The sequence below is a fragment of the Campylobacter jejuni genome (assembly GCF_001457695.1).
Taxonomy (GTDB): domain Bacteria; phylum Campylobacterota; class Campylobacteria; order Campylobacterales; family Campylobacteraceae; genus Campylobacter_D; species Campylobacter_D jejuni.
Genome location: NZ_LN831025.1, coordinates 1,507,191 through 1,520,440, shown reverse-complemented (window position 1 = coordinate 1,520,440; position 13,250 = coordinate 1,507,191). Strand labels below are relative to the sequence as shown.

General features: G+C 28.9%; 15 protein-coding genes and 1 pseudogene. 7 read left to right on the top strand and 9 right to left on the bottom strand.

The window, feature by feature from the left end; all coding sequences use genetic code 11:
- Positions 1–2 precede the first annotated feature (2 nt).
- Genes AT682_RS07715 through AT682_RS07705 form a run of 3 tightly spaced genes read left to right on the top strand, consistent with a single transcriptional unit; the run spans position 3 to position 3,317 of the window.
- On the top strand, positions 3–590 hold the full coding sequence (locus tag AT682_RS07715) for a hypothetical protein (RefSeq protein WP_004306520.1): 588 nt from the start codon (positions 3–5) through the stop codon (positions 588–590).
- Entirely contained in the window at positions 580–2,139 is a 1,560-nt protein-coding gene (gene ctsE / locus AT682_RS07710; protein ID WP_016818338.1) for a GspE/PulE family protein, read from the top strand. Before AT682_RS07715 ends, ctsE begins: the two co-directional genes overlap by 11 nt.
- The gene (locus AT682_RS07705; RefSeq protein ID WP_004306516.1) at positions 2,136–3,317 is read left to right on the top strand and encodes a type II secretion system F family protein; all 1,182 of its coding nucleotides are present in this window, start codon (positions 2,136–2,138) and stop codon (positions 3,315–3,317) included. The genes ctsE and AT682_RS07705 overlap by 4 nt, the downstream gene beginning before the upstream one ends.
- Here AT682_RS07705 and AT682_RS07700 read toward each other — a convergent pair.
- From AT682_RS07700 to AT682_RS09430, 9 genes and pseudogenes are all read right to left on the bottom strand, one after another.
- A complete protein-coding gene (locus tag AT682_RS07700; protein WP_004306514.1) occupies positions 3,310–4,074 on the bottom strand; it encodes a TSUP family transporter in 765 nt (254 codons plus the stop codon). The genes AT682_RS07705 and AT682_RS07700 overlap by 8 nt on opposite strands.
- Positions 4,075–4,077: 3 nt before the next feature.
- Positions 4,078–4,840, bottom strand: a pseudogene (locus AT682_RS07695) (TIGR02757 family protein).
- A 16-nt stretch (positions 4,841–4,856) separates the two neighbouring features.
- Positions 4,857–6,683, bottom strand: a complete 1,827-nt coding sequence (flgK, locus tag AT682_RS07690; protein WP_004306510.1) for a flagellar hook-associated protein FlgK — start codon at positions 6,681–6,683, stop codon at positions 4,857–4,859.
- A 9-nt stretch (positions 6,684–6,692) separates the two neighbouring features.
- Positions 6,693–7,127 (bottom strand): flagellar protein FlgN, encoded by a 435-nt coding sequence (locus tag AT682_RS07685; protein ID WP_002856482.1) that lies wholly within the window; start codon positions 7,125–7,127, stop codon positions 6,693–6,695.
- A gap of 41 nt (positions 7,128–7,168) precedes the next feature.
- The gene (gene flgM / locus AT682_RS07680) at positions 7,169–7,366 is read right to left on the bottom strand and encodes a flagellar biosynthesis anti-sigma factor FlgM (protein WP_002855791.1); all 198 of its coding nucleotides are present in this window, start codon (positions 7,364–7,366) and stop codon (positions 7,169–7,171) included.
- 62 nt (positions 7,367–7,428) lie between these two features.
- Positions 7,429–7,770 carry a hypothetical protein gene (locus tag AT682_RS07675; RefSeq protein ID WP_002869782.1) on the bottom strand — a complete coding sequence of 114 codons (342 nt, stop codon included), beginning with the start codon at positions 7,768–7,770 and terminating at the stop codon, positions 7,429–7,431.
- Positions 7,770–8,816 carry a flagellar basal body P-ring protein FlgI gene (gene flgI / locus AT682_RS07670; protein WP_004306506.1) on the bottom strand — a complete coding sequence of 349 codons (1,047 nt, stop codon included), beginning with the start codon at positions 8,814–8,816 and terminating at the stop codon, positions 7,770–7,772. Before flgI ends, AT682_RS07675 begins: the two co-directional genes overlap by 1 nt.
- A gap of 95 nt (positions 8,817–8,911) precedes the next feature.
- Complete coding sequence (locus AT682_RS07665; protein ID WP_004306503.1) at positions 8,912–9,745, bottom strand: class I SAM-dependent methyltransferase; 834 nt, start codon at positions 9,743–9,745, stop codon at positions 8,912–8,914.
- A gap of 84 nt (positions 9,746–9,829) precedes the next feature.
- Entirely contained in the window at positions 9,830–10,114 is a 285-nt protein-coding gene (locus AT682_RS09430; RefSeq protein ID WP_004306498.1) for a hypothetical protein, read from the bottom strand.
- A 112-nt stretch (positions 10,115–10,226) separates the two neighbouring features.
- Between AT682_RS09430 and AT682_RS07655 the strand changes: the two genes are divergently transcribed.
- The 4 genes from AT682_RS07655 to AT682_RS07640 are packed head-to-tail and all read left to right on the top strand — an operon-like array spanning position 10,227 to position 13,195.
- Positions 10,227–10,625, top strand: coding sequence for an HAD family hydrolase (locus tag AT682_RS07655; protein ID WP_004306494.1), 399 nt, complete (start codon positions 10,227–10,229; stop codon positions 10,623–10,625).
- Entirely contained in the window at positions 10,622–12,145 is a 1,524-nt protein-coding gene (locus AT682_RS07650; RefSeq protein ID WP_004306491.1) for a hypothetical protein, read from the top strand. The genes AT682_RS07655 and AT682_RS07650 overlap by 4 nt, the downstream gene beginning before the upstream one ends.
- Positions 12,142–12,864 (top strand): glycosyltransferase family 2 protein, encoded by a 723-nt coding sequence (locus tag AT682_RS07645; RefSeq protein WP_002856583.1) that lies wholly within the window; start codon positions 12,142–12,144, stop codon positions 12,862–12,864. Before AT682_RS07650 ends, AT682_RS07645 begins: the two co-directional genes overlap by 4 nt.
- Positions 12,857–13,195: a nuclear transport factor 2 family protein gene (locus AT682_RS07640; RefSeq protein ID WP_004306486.1), complete on the top strand. Its 339-nt coding sequence runs from the start codon at positions 12,857–12,859 to the stop codon at positions 13,193–13,195. The genes AT682_RS07645 and AT682_RS07640 overlap by 8 nt, the downstream gene beginning before the upstream one ends.
- The last annotated feature ends 55 nt before the right edge of the window (positions 13,196–13,250 follow it).

Here is a 13,250-nt window from a genome sequence, read left to right as displayed (position 1 = left end):
ATATGCAAGAAAGAATTAAAGAGCTTGAGCTTAGGTATAAATATTTTTTACTTAAAAGATATTTAAAATATTTATTTTTAATTATTCTAATATCATTAATAGCATTTTGTTTTTTTGTGCTAATGCAAAAATATAATAAGCAAAAAAATATTTATTTGCAAGCTATTGAACATAAAAAGCATTTAGAGCAAAAGATTCTTCAAGCGCAAATTTTACAAGAAAAAAATAAGATTTCTAGAGAAAAGTTATATAAAGAATTGGAAGAAGTTAAAGCAGTGCAGGAAAATACATACATTAGTAAGATAGAAATTGATTCTAAAATTTTAAATATTTCTGATTTAAAAAAATCTTTTTATCAAAATCCAAGCTATGAAAAGGCATTAAATTTAGCTAAGAAGTATTTTGATATTAAAGCTTATCAAAAGACAATATTTTGGGCTTTAAAAGCCAATGAACTTGACAGGCAAAAACAAGATTCTTGGCTGATTTTTGCTCAGGCTAAAAGAGCTTTAGGTGGAGAAAAAGAAGCTCAAAGTGCTTTAGATGCTTATATAAATTATTATGGTTTAATGGAATTAGATGGAAAGTAGAATGGATAAAATTTTTCAAGCTTATATTGATAATGAAATAAGTCTTGATGAAATTTGCACTAAATTTAATATCACTTCTTGGGATTTTTTTAACAAATTAGCAAATTTTTGTAATTTACATTTTGTTGATTTAGATGAAGATAATGATTTTATTTATGAAGGTATACCTTTTTCTTTACTTTTAAAATTTAAATTTCTGCTTATTAAAAACAATGATGGCTTTATGATTATTAGATCCAAACCTTGTTCTTTAGAGCTTTTAGAGCAAGTTAAGACTTTTATGATTTGTGAAAAAATCGACACTGTAATTGCCGATGAATTAAAGATAGCTAAAATTTTAAATCAAATTCGCATTCAAGAGGAGATTAAAAGATTAAGCATTAAGCTTAGACTTGAATGGCAAGAAAATCACAAAAGAGATGATCAAAGTTGCATCAGTCAAATTTTTGATTTTTTATTACATGAAATTTTATCTTTTCATGCGAGTGATATTCATATAGAAGCAAGGAATGATGATGCTTTGATTAGGTTTAGGGTTGATGGAATTTTGCGTGAATTTGCTATTTTTGAGAAGGATATTTATGAAGCTTTGGTTTTTCATGTCAAATTTTTAGCTTGTTTGAATTTAGCTGAATCAAGAAAAACGCAAGATGGAAGTTTTGAATTAGATTTTGAAAATGAAAGATATGATTTTCGTGTTTCATGTTTGCCTTTGATTTATGGCGAAAGTGTTGTTATAAGAATTTTAAAACATGATAAAGAAATTTTGGATTTGCATAAACTAAATCTTGGAGATAAAAATTTAAAAATTTTAAAAAAGATTTTACATCGTCCCAATGGAATGATTTTATTAACCGGTCCTACAGGTAGTGGTAAAAGCACAACTTTATACGCGTGTTTAAATGAGTTGAAAAGTATTGAAAAAAAGATTATCTCCGCAGAAGATCCTATAGAATATAAAATTCCTTTAGTGCAGCAAATTTTGCTCAATTCAAAAGTTGGAGTCGAGTTTAATAGTGTTTTAAGAGCAATTTTAAGGCAAGATCCTGATATTATCATGATAGGAGAAATTCGCGATGAAGAAAGTTTAGATATTGCACTTAAAGCTTCTTTAACAGGTCATTTGCTTTTAAGCACCTTGCATACTAATGATGCTCTTAGCACCATTGATAGGCTTTTGGATATGCAAGCAAAAAGTTACTTGATAGCATCGGCTTTGAGTCTTGTTATAGCACAGCGTTTGGTTAGAAAACTTTGTCCTTGGTGTAAGCAAAAAAGCAAAAAACATTATATTGAATTTGAAGGTGAATTTTTTGAACCAAAAGGATGTGAGCGTTGTCATCATAGTGGATTTTTTGGCAGAGAATTAATCGCTGAGTGCTTAGAGATCAATGAAGATTTATCTTGTGCAATTAGGGAAAATCAAGATAAAACGATTTTAATGGAGCTTGCAAAAAAATATGGCTTTCAAACTATGTTTGAACAAGGTTTAAAAAAAGCCAAAGAAGGTCTTACAAGTATAGATGAGCTTTTAAGGGTTGTAAGATGAAATTTTATGAAGTGGAATTTCTTAAAAACAATCAAAATTATACAAAAACTATAAAAGCTGAAAATTTAAATACAGCACAAGCAAAAGCCTTATCAAAGAATTGGAAAATCATTGATATAAAAGAAATTCAAAAATCTAATTTTCAGAGATTAAAAGATGAAAATTTTATACTCTTTTTTAAAGAGCTGGCTTTGTTGTGTGAAGTTGGATTAAGTGTTCAAGAAGCGATTAGAGAATTATATCTTATGCATTCTTGCAAGATTATGAAAAAAATATTAGACAATTTAATTTTAGCCCAAAATCTAAATCAAGCTTTTGAAAATGCTAATTTTGGATTAAATCGTGCGGAGCTAGCTTTGATAAAAACGGCTGAAAAGACAGGAAAAATCAGCGAAGTGTTTAGTCAAATTTCTAAACTTCGAGAAAAAAGCTTAGAGAGTCAAAAACAATTGAAAAAGGCTTTTAGATATCCTACTTTGGTTTTTTTAAGTATTATCGGAGCATTTTTGTTTTTAATGCTTTTTGTAGTGCCTAATTTTAAAGATTTATTTGAAAATTTAGGCACGAGTTTGCCTTTTATCACGCATGTAATGTTAGAAATTTATAATTTTTTAGATGACTATGGAATTTTTTGCATATTTTTGTTTGTTATTTTTATTGTTATGCTTATTTTAGCTTATAAAAATTTTCATTCTTTTGCTTTTTCTTGCGATTTTTTATTTTTAAAAATACCTTTGATTTCTCGTTTGATTATTTATAATCAAAATTATTATTTTTTTATGGTTTTTTCTTTGCTTTTAAAAAATGGAATTTCAATATCTAAAGCTTTTGATTTAGCTATTATAGGGCTTGAAAATAAATTTTTAATTTTTCAGTATAAAAAACTTTTTAGTTTTATAGATTCTGGTCTTGAGTTAAGTCAGGCTTTTAAAAAGATTGATATTTTTGATTCTTTGGTATTTTCTATGCTTAGTGTTGCGATGAAAAGCGGAAGACTTGAAGTGTTAAGTGAAGAAATTGCCAAATATTATCAACAAAAAAGTGAAAATTTAATGGATAGATTTTTGATTTTTTTAGAGCCTATGATGACTTTATTTGTGGCGCTTTTAGTTTTGTTTTTGGCTTTAGGTATATTTTTACCTATGTGGGAGCTTAGCTCAGGGATCAATTTTAACTAAAATAATCCCAAGCTACTTTAATGATAGTAGCTCCTACAACGATTAAAAATAAAGTTTTTATAAACTTTCCATTAGTTTTTAATACAAGTTTTGAGCCTAAATAAGCTCCTAAAACTTGTCCTACGCCCATAAGCAAGCCTACAGCCCATAAAAGTTCGTATTGCCATAAAAATATAGCAAGAGCAATGATATTACTAGTGAAATTTAAAATTTTAGTATTAATGCTTGCTTTTCTCATATTAAAACCTAGTAGCATCACACAAGCAAAAATCCAAAATGAACCCGTTCCAGGCCCTAAAAATCCATCATAAAATCCTAAAGTTAAGCCACAAATTAAATGAAAAATTTTGATATTTTTTATTTTAGGTTCGCTTTCGTGTTTGCCTAAGTTAGGACGTAAGGCTGTATATAAGAAAGTAAGAGTTAAAAAGATTAAGATAATAAGCTTTAATTGCTCATCTTTTACAAAAAGAACGCTATAGCTTCCTATAGCTGCTCCTAAGGCTGTAGAAAAAACACCCCAAGCAAGATGAGGTAGAGTGGTGGATTTAAAATAAGTTAAAGTAGCCGTAAAAGAACCAAAGACGCTTTGGAGTTTGTTTGTTGCTAAAGATAAATGCGCAGGAATCCCACAGGCTATGAGTGCTGGTAGAGTAATAAGCCCTCCTCCACCTACAATAGAATCTATAAAACCAGCAAAAAGAGCTACAAAAAAAAGTATGAAATAATAAATTGTATCTAAGTGCTCAAAGCCCATTTTTCACTCCTTAAATTTGTCTTTCCTTACTTTGCCCTAAACGATAGAGTGCAAAGTCATATTTTATGGGATCATTTGCATCTAATTTTTTTAAATTTTGCGTGAGTTCTAAAACACTTTTATAATCATATATTTTACGCTTTAGAAGTCCTAAAGTCAAGGAAATTTTATGTGTATGTGTATCAAGTGGAATTAAAAGATCTTTGGTGTGAATTTTGGTAAAAAGTCCAAGATCAAGTTCATCTTTTCTAACCATCCATCTTAGATACATATTATAGCGTTTAAGAGGTGAATTAGGGGTGTTTTGCCAAATTTTTCCAAAGAAAAAATCATACCCATAACTTGAATATGAATTTAAGGTTTTGATTTTTTGTATAAAAGCTAAGATGGCATCTGTGGTATTTTCTCTTTTTTCATAGGCTTGATAAAAAAGTTCGTAGAGTGAAATTTCATTTTTCAGTCTTGAAAGAGTGATAAAAATTTCTTGTATATCTTTCTCATTTTGGAAGCGGTATTTTAAATTTTTAAGTTCTTTTTTTATTTGTTTTTCTTGAAGGTTTAATAAAGAAAAATCAAGTTTTTTTAGAAAATTTACTATATTTTTAGCATTTCCATAGGCAAATAAAGCACAAATTAAGGCAGTAAATTCATCATTGTGAATTTTAGCAATTTGCAAAGGATCTGGAGTTTCAAAAAGGGAATGATTGGTGTTTTTTTGATTGGCTAAAAAATCAAGCTTGGCTTTAAGATGGATAAAATTTTTCACTTGATATTACTAGAGCTTAAGATTTAAGTCCTAGTAAGGTATCAAGCATTTGATCTACAGTTGAGACGATTTTTGCTGCTGCGCCGTAACTTGATTGATATTGTATAAGAGCGGCTAATTCTTCATTTGTATTTACACCACTTTTAGATTGGTATTCGCTATAAACAGAATTATAAAGAGTTTCATTGCTTGAATTTACAACATTGTTATTTTCACCATCTGAGGCTATTTTACCTGTAAGTTTGCGGTAATATTCTTCCATAGTAAGATTATCGATAGTGCCATCTTCATTATAAAAATTAACTTTTTCATATTGAAGTTGGATGATTTTATTTGCCATGTCATTGCCACTATCAACCCCATTTGAGCTTGCTCTTACTGTGCTTGGATCATTTAAGATAGAATCTTTTACTTTCATATCACTTGCATCAGTTCCGCTGAAAAAACCACCTATGCTAAACGCACCTGCGAAATTTGTGCCTTTATCTTCAATGGCTACCTTAAAGCCTGATTTTGCATTGATTTGGAATAAACCATCTCCAGTTTTTGCATCGTAGCTAAAACTTGCATTGATATGATCATCAACATCATCGTTTGAATTTTTATTGTCATTATCATCTGTATTGGCATTGATTTGACGCATGATATCATTCATGGTTGTATTTACATCTATGGTGATGGTTTTGGTGAGTTTTTTATCGCCTTTATCATCATAAATGACTATATCAAAACTTCCTGGTTGTATGGTTCTGTCGTAATTAACTAAAGGAATATCTCCCTTAAGTCCAGATAGATAATCAGAAGTAACAGAACTTTTCGCAGAACTCGCATAAAGATTGTTAGTTTCATTGATCATGGTCTTAGCAAAAGTATCTAAAGAATCCATATAACCTTGGATAATTCCATCTTCATATTTTCCTTTGCTTTTGCTATAGTTTCTACCGCGTAAGTCAAGTTGAGCACCAAGCTGTCCACCGTTAATCTTTGCAGTAAGATCGCGAACTTTTTCATCAGGAGTTTCATAATAAATGCTATAAGATTTATTTTTATCATCATAATTAAGCTTTAAAGGATGAAAATTTATCCCATCTACTATACTAAAACCTTCTATACTTAGATTGTATTGATGTCCTGGATCAGTGATGGTTGTATCAAGGCGATTGTCTTGATTGATTTCATTTTTGCTTGCAACTGCACTAACTAGCTTTGAAAGGGTAAGTTCAAGTTCATCTCTTCTATCCCTAAGCTCATTTGCGTGTTCTGTTGGTAAGGCTTCTTGTCCATAAATTTGTTTATTTATAGTAGCAATTTCTTCACCGATTCTATTAATCTCATCAACCGTATTTTTAATATCATCATTTACTTTTTTTTGGATTTTATCCAAGGTTGCAAAAGTGTTATTAACGCTTTCTGTTAAGGTTTGAGAAGCTTTTACAAGGGCTATTTTTGTGGCATTTTCATTGGGGTTAGATGCAAAATCATTCCAAGCTTTGTTATAATTTTCTAAATCTTTCAAAATTCCAGTATTTTGTAAGTCTGGAAAACGCTGAGCGATTTCTTGTAAGGTTGAAGCCATATATTTAGTGTATTCTAGTTGGTTTGATGCACCTTTTAATTTATAGTAAGAATACTCATCATGCAAACGCACTATACTTTCTATAGCAGTTCCTGTGCCTACTTGAACTCCACCTGTGGTAATATACCCATTTGTAGTTTGCACTACTCTTTGGCGTGTATAAAAAGTTGCATTAGCATTTGAGATATTGTTTCCAGTTGTTGCGATTTGAACTTCGCTTGCCTTTAAGCCTGTAACACCTGTGTATAATGTTCCAAAAATACCCATTATAAATCCTTATACATTGATCTTGAAAATTGACTCTGGATTTGTCTTTTTATCTCCATAAGCATTATTTGTTCCATCATTGATATCAAACATTTTATTTACTAAGCTATCAAGAAAATCTTTGACAATAAGAACAAATTTAGCATACTCTTTGTTTTTACTATGAAGGTTTTGAAGATTTTTTTTAAGTAGATCTAGTTTTTGTTTATCTTCATCATCTAAGAGTTCACTAAGCCCTTTTGTAGAGCTATTATTTAGCTCAACCAAGGCAACATCAAGTTGTTTTTTAGCTGTAATAAATTCGGCGATAAGTTTGTTTTTTTCTTCTACACTTGGCGTTACACTCTCATGTTTAGCCACTTTGATATTTTCTATATCTTCTTCGGTTAAAGCAATAAGTTTTGCTAAGATAGCATTTACTTCATCAAGTCTTTGTTTAAGCATATTTTCTCCTTTTCTCTCTCAAAAAAAGGAGAATGAAAGTTTTAGATTAAAGAGTCAGCAATCGCAGAAGCCGTAGCTTTTGTATCGATTTTATAAGTACCGTTTTTAATCTGCTCTGCGATTTTACTCGCTTTATCATTTTCCGTTTTTTGAGTATCGTTTGTTTTAGTTTCTTTATCTATTCTATTTGTATTTAATGTGGTATTTGCCACATAACTTTGTTGTATAGGATTGATCATTTCTGCCTCCTTGATCTTAGTTATAATCCTCTACAAACCATATCGACCTAAATTTAAAAAACTTAACCCCTTTCTTTTAAAAAATCGTATAATAATTTTGAAAAACCCATACCTCCACTTAAAGCTTTACTCATGGTATCGTTATACATGGAAGAGTATATTTCATCGCTGGCATCTTTTCCAAAGAGTGAATTTTGACTTTTTAAAGATACGTCTAAAACTTGCTTTAAAAAAAATGCTTCAAAAGCATCCGTTTGTTCTTTTAAGGCTTCATCTTCTTTGCTCTTTGTAACTATATCATTGTCATTTATTTTGATGCTTGATTCTAAACTTCTTGCTTTGGCTGCACGATCAAGTAAAGCACTATTCATATTATAAGTATTTAAAAAATTATCCATTTTCATTAGATGATCTCCAAATCCGCGTTAATTGCACCTGCGCGCTTTAAATTTTCCATAATAGCGATAATGTCATTTGGGGTTGCTCCAAGCTTGTTCAGCATTCTAGCTATATTTGCAACTGTGCTTTTTGCATTGTTGATTCTTAAGGTATTTGAACTTGGATCTACAAAACCACCATCTTTCATATCGATTTCATTTTGATTAGCTACTGCGTTATTGTTTGGATCTATTTTTATGGTGATATCTTTATGAGTGATTAAAACAGGTTCCACCTCTACATCAACTCCAGCAATCACTGTTCCTGTTCTTTCATCGATGATAACTTTGCTTTGTGGTTTATAAGCTATATCTTGTTCTAAAACTCTTGCCATAAAATCAACATTTGAAAGATCTTCAGGTTTTTTGAGTTTTACTGTGCGAGAGTCGATGGCTTTAGCCACTTCTTCGCCAAAAACGGTATTTAAAACTCTTTCTATATCATTTGCGGTTTTAAAGTCCGCTACTTTTAAGCTTAAGGTTAGATCATTATTTTGGCTAAAATTTTGTGGAATTTCTCTTTCTACATTAGCTCCGCCAATTACGGTTGCAGCAGTTGAGTGAGAACCTGCTCCTCCTGGTCTAGGTGTTAAACCTCCTGTTGAGATAGAGCCTTGTGCTATAGCATAAATTTCACCATCAATCCCACGAAGTGCAGTCAGTAAAAGTGTTCCGCCTTGTAAAGATTTTGCATCACCCATAGATGAAACGGTAATATCAAGTTTATCTCCGCTTTTTGCAAAGGCTGGAAGTTTGGCTGTAACCATAACAGCTGCGGTATTTTTTGATTTGATATCGTTAGGATCTACTTTGATATTCATACCTTGCAAAAGGTTTGAGATGGATTGTAGTGTAAATTTAGAGCTTGTTCCATCGCCACTTCCATTAAGTCCTACAACAAGTCCATAACCTATGAGTTGGTTATCTCTTACACCTACAGTGTTTGCTACATCCTTGATTTGCACTGCAAAAATGCTTGTCATAAAGAGTAAAAATATCGTTAAAACTCTCATGGATTCTTCCTTTAATCTATTGTTGATGATAGATCAAGCAAGAAGTGTTCCAAAAATTTAAACCAAAGAAAAAAGTTTTGCTTTGGTTATAAAAATTATTTTTGAAGTAAAATATTTTTTTCTGTGGCAATAATATCTCCTTTATATCCTTTTTCTCTTAAAGATCTTATAATTTCTTCTTCATATAAAGGTGCTGCTATGATAATGGCTTCAAGGTCTTTAAAATTTTCTATATTTGGATCTTGAATCATAATTGAAGAATTTTGTAAATACATTCCTTGTTTTCTTATATCAAGATCAAAGCATTTTTTGATTTTAATACAATTTGCTTGATTGATATAGCAAGGCAAAGAGCAACCTTGAGAGCCAGCTCCATAGATTCCTATAGAGTTATAGTTATTTAATAAATTATTTAATTTTTGAATGTTTAAACTAAATTTCTCGGCAGTATTATCAAATAATTCTATTGGATATAGGATATTCTGTGGTTTAGATAACTCTTTTTTAAAAATTAAGCCTAATATATCGCCATTATGTAAAATTATATCTTCTAGTAAAGTAAAATTAAGTTTTAACATCACATTAATAATTGTGTTTTTTGAGTAGTATCCACAATGATCATTATAAATATCATAAAACCTAGAGTATTGAACCGATTTTGAAAAATTTGGAATTTCTATATACACTAATCCATCATTTTTCAGTAGTTTTGCAACATCACTTAAGAAATCAAATGGAGTATTAATATGTTCTAATAAATGTCTAAAAATTATTAAATCAATTTTATCTTTTAATGTTGTTTTTAATGTATTAAAATTAAAAAACCCTTGTATATGTTTAAGATTATTTATATTTTCCATTTCTAAAGAAACTAAAGATGGATCAATGGTGTACATAGATTTTACATCATGTATGAGAGCATTTACCATGTCTCCGCTTCCTGGAGCGATTTCTAAACAAGTACTGTTTTGTTAATATATTTTAAACAATTTTCTTCGATTAATTTTATCGTATTATTCATAGCTTTTGATACTATCTTTTCTAGAAAGGTAGGTTTTGTTTTGATATTCTTGTGAGATTTTATTTAAGTCGAATGTAGAATTAAATACATAGCCACAACTTTTACATTGTACTAGAGTGATAATATTATCACCTTTACAATACCCCCCCCCGCTATCACTATCATCAAGATTATTAATAAGTTGTTTGGTATCAAATTTTACAGTTGAAGTAAAAGCATTTAAAGTCTTAAAAAGTTCTTTTTGATTATTTTTACTTTGGCATAATGGGCAATACATAATTTCCCTTTTTTATAAAATTCTCTTAGATTTTTCCATTATTATACTAAATTATGTTAATATGTTTGTATAAAAAAATAAATATAAAATTATAAAAAACAAGTGTAAAATTATGAAAACATTACTTATTGATTTAGATGGAACTTTAACAATTGATGAAGAACATGTTGATTATATTGATAAAAAACCAAATATTATTTTAATCAAAACTTTAAAAGAGTATAAAAAACAAGGCTTTAAAATCAATATTTTTACAAGTCGTAACATGCGTACATTTGATGGTGATCTTGAAAAAATTAAAACTCATACCTTATCTACAATTACTACTTGGCTTCAAAAACATGATGTGCCGTATGATGAGATAATCATAGGTAAACCTTGGTGTGGGTATGATGGATTTTATGTTGATGATAAAGCCATTCGTCCGTCTGAATTTATAAGCTTAAATTATGAGCAAATTAAAGAGCTTTTAAAAAAAGAAAACCCTCATAAAGATGGTGGTAATAAATGATACTCATAACTTCTGCAAAATATTCATCTTCTGATTTTACTTTAGAATTTGGAAAAATTCCTCCATCTTTTTTACCGCTTGGTAATAAAAGATTGTATGAATATCAAATAGAGCTTTTTAAAAATTTTAATCAAAAATTTTTTTTATCTTTACCCAGTGATTTTAAGTTAAGCAAATTTGATGAGAAAAAATTAAAAGAACTTAATGTTGAAATTTTATTTGTGCCAAATAATTTATCTTTAGGTGAATCTGTGGTTTACTGTTTAAATGTTTGTTGTGCTTTTGATGAAAAACTTTATATTTTACACGGGGATACTTTTTTCAAAGAACTTGTATTCAAAGAAAACTCTTTACAGGTTGCAAAAGTTAAGGAAAATTATGATTGGGCTTATTTGAATGATGAATTTAATATACTGTCAAAAACATTAGAAGATGATTTGATTTTAGCAGGAGCTTATAGTTTTTCTCATCCTCAGTTTTTGATAAAATGTATAGTTGAAAGTGGTTATTCTTTTGTGGACGGCATGAAATCTTATTCTAAAGTTTATGCTTTTGATATTATGAAAAATAATACTTGGCTTGATTTTGGTCTTATAACAAGTTATTTCCACTCTAAAAAAGCTGTAAGCACGCAAAGAAATTTTAACAATATAGATATTTCAAATGGCTATATAAAAAAGTCTTCTTCTTGGCAAGAAAAAATAAAAGCAGAGATTAATTGGTTTGATAATTTGCCTAAAGAACTATTTATTTATACTCCTAAAGTTGTAACTTGCAAGGATAGTTATGAAATAGAATATCTTTGCAATAATACTTTAGCAGAATTATATGTTTTTGGAAAATTACCTAGTTATGTTTGGAAAAGAATATTTAAATCTTTAAAAGAATTTTTAGATAAGTTGCATTCTTTTAAAAGCAATGATAAAGATATAAATTTTAATTGCAAGGAAAAAACTTTAAAAAGATTGCAAGAATTTAGTAAACAAAGCGGAATTGATTTGCACAAAAATATTGTTATCAATTCAAAATCTTATCCAAGTATTTTGACTCTAGTAGATAAGCTAGATTTTTATATGAACGATATAAATGAATTTTCATTAATACATGGAGATTTTTGTTTTTCAAATATTATGTATGATTTTAGAGCTGGTGCTATAAAAACCTTTGATCCAAGAGGGTTTGATTTTAATGGAAAAATTACTCCTTATGGAGATAAAAAATATGATTTTGCAAAATTGGTTCATTCTGTTTTTGGGCTTTATGATTTTATTATTGCAGGATTTTTTGAGTGTAAAATTAATAGCGATAATATAGAGTTTTTTATAGAAGAAGATAAAAATATTTTGGATATTCAAAAAGAATTTTTAAATATATTTAATATAGATGATAATATTAAAGCTTTGACTTTGCATTTGTTTTTATCTATGTTGCCTTTACATAATGATTTTAAAGAAAAACAAATGGCTTTTTTAGCAAATGCTTTTATACTTTATGATAAATTTTTTAAGGAGAGCAAATGATTATAATATTTCCTATGGCAGGACTAAGTAGTCGTTTTGCAAACGCGGGCTATGATAAACCTAAATATATGCTTGATTTAAAAGGAAATAGTGTATTTTTTCACGCTGTAAATAGTTTTAAAAAATATTTTAAAGATTTCAAATTTCTTTTTGTGTATAGAGATATTGAGAATACTAGCAATTTTATAAAAGAAGAATGTGAAAAATTAGGAATAAAATCTTACGAAAGTGTAAGATTAGAACAAGAAACTTTAGGTCAAGCTCATACGGTAAGACTTGGATTAGAAAGGGCAAATATTAAAGATGATAAGAGTATTTTAATTTTTAATATCGATACCTTTAGGCCAAATTTTTCTTTACCTACTACCTTGGATTTTTGTAAAATTGATGGCTATTTAGAGGTATTTGAGGCAGATGGAGAACAATGGAGTTTTGTTTTAGCTGATGAAAATGACAATGTGATTAAAACTGCTGAGAAAGAAAGAATTTCAAGTCTTTGTAGCAGCGGACTTTATTATTTTAAAAAAACAAAAGATTTTAAAGAAATTTTTGATAGAATGAAAACTGAAAATGATTTTAGCAAGGGAGAATTATATGTAGCTCCTATGTATAATTATCTTATAAAAAAAGGCTTAATTATAAAATATCACATAATTTCATTAGATGAAATTATATTTTGTGGAACCCCAGATGAATATGAAAGGATAAAAGATGCTTAGGGAATTAACAAAAAAATATATTACTGCTTTTAATGATAAAAATTTAAAAGAAATAGCGAATTTGTTAAATGATAATTTTGTACTAGAGGATCCAGTTGTAAAAAGAATAGAAGGTAAGGATAAATGTTTATTAGCAATACAAAATATTTTTAAAAGTTGTAAAGAGTTAAACTTTAGTGCAAAAAATATTTTTCAAGACAAAGATACAACTTTTATAGAATTTATCTTAATGCTTGATGGTATTAGACTTGAAGGTGTGGATATTATAGAATGGAAAGATGGAAAAATTGTTGAGCTTCGTGCTTATTTGGATACTCAAAATAAAAACTAAGGAGAAAAATGAGTGAATTAAAAAGAAATAAGACATCATTTACAGGTGTTTATGG

What these genes read in the sequence shown, in the direction of transcription:
- AT682_RS07715 (WP_004306520.1), top strand. Translation starts at nt 3, where the DNA reads ATGCAAGAAAGAATTAAAGAGCTTGAGCTTAGGTATAAATATTTTTTA.
- ctsE (WP_016818338.1), top strand. Translation starts at nt 580, where the DNA reads ATGGAAAGTAGAATGGATAAAATTTTTCAAGCTTATATTGATAATGAA.
- AT682_RS07705 (WP_004306516.1), top strand. Translation starts at nt 2,136, where the DNA reads ATGAAATTTTATGAAGTGGAATTTCTTAAAAACAATCAAAATTATACA.
- AT682_RS07700 (WP_004306514.1), bottom strand. Translation starts at nt 4,074, where the DNA reads ATGGGCTTTGAGCACTTAGATACAATTTATTATTTCATACTTTTTTTT.
- flgK (WP_004306510.1), bottom strand. Translation starts at nt 6,683, where the DNA reads ATGGGTATTTTTGGAACATTATACACAGGTGTTACAGGCTTAAAGGCA.
- AT682_RS07685 (WP_002856482.1), bottom strand. Translation starts at nt 7,127, where the DNA reads ATGCTTAAACAAAGACTTGATGAAGTAAATGCTATCTTAGCAAAACTT.
- flgM (WP_002855791.1), bottom strand. Translation starts at nt 7,366, where the DNA reads ATGATCAATCCTATACAACAAAGTTATGTGGCAAATACCACATTAAAT.
- AT682_RS07675 (WP_002869782.1), bottom strand. Translation starts at nt 7,770, where the DNA reads ATGAAAATGGATAATTTTTTAAATACTTATAATATGAATAGTGCTTTA.
- flgI (WP_004306506.1), bottom strand. Translation starts at nt 8,816, where the DNA reads ATGAGAGTTTTAACGATATTTTTACTCTTTATGACAAGCATTTTTGCA.
- AT682_RS07665 (WP_004306503.1), bottom strand. Translation starts at nt 9,745, where the DNA reads ATGGTAAATGCTCTCATACATGATGTAAAATCTATGTACACCATTGAT.
- AT682_RS09430 (WP_004306498.1), bottom strand. Translation starts at nt 10,114, where the DNA reads ATGTATTGCCCATTATGCCAAAGTAAAAATAATCAAAAAGAACTTTTT.
- AT682_RS07655 (WP_004306494.1), top strand. Translation starts at nt 10,227, where the DNA reads ATGAAAACATTACTTATTGATTTAGATGGAACTTTAACAATTGATGAA.
- AT682_RS07650 (WP_004306491.1), top strand. Translation starts at nt 10,622, where the DNA reads ATGATACTCATAACTTCTGCAAAATATTCATCTTCTGATTTTACTTTA.
- AT682_RS07645 (WP_002856583.1), top strand. Translation starts at nt 12,142, where the DNA reads ATGATTATAATATTTCCTATGGCAGGACTAAGTAGTCGTTTTGCAAAC.
- AT682_RS07640 (WP_004306486.1), top strand. Translation starts at nt 12,857, where the DNA reads ATGCTTAGGGAATTAACAAAAAAATATATTACTGCTTTTAATGATAAA.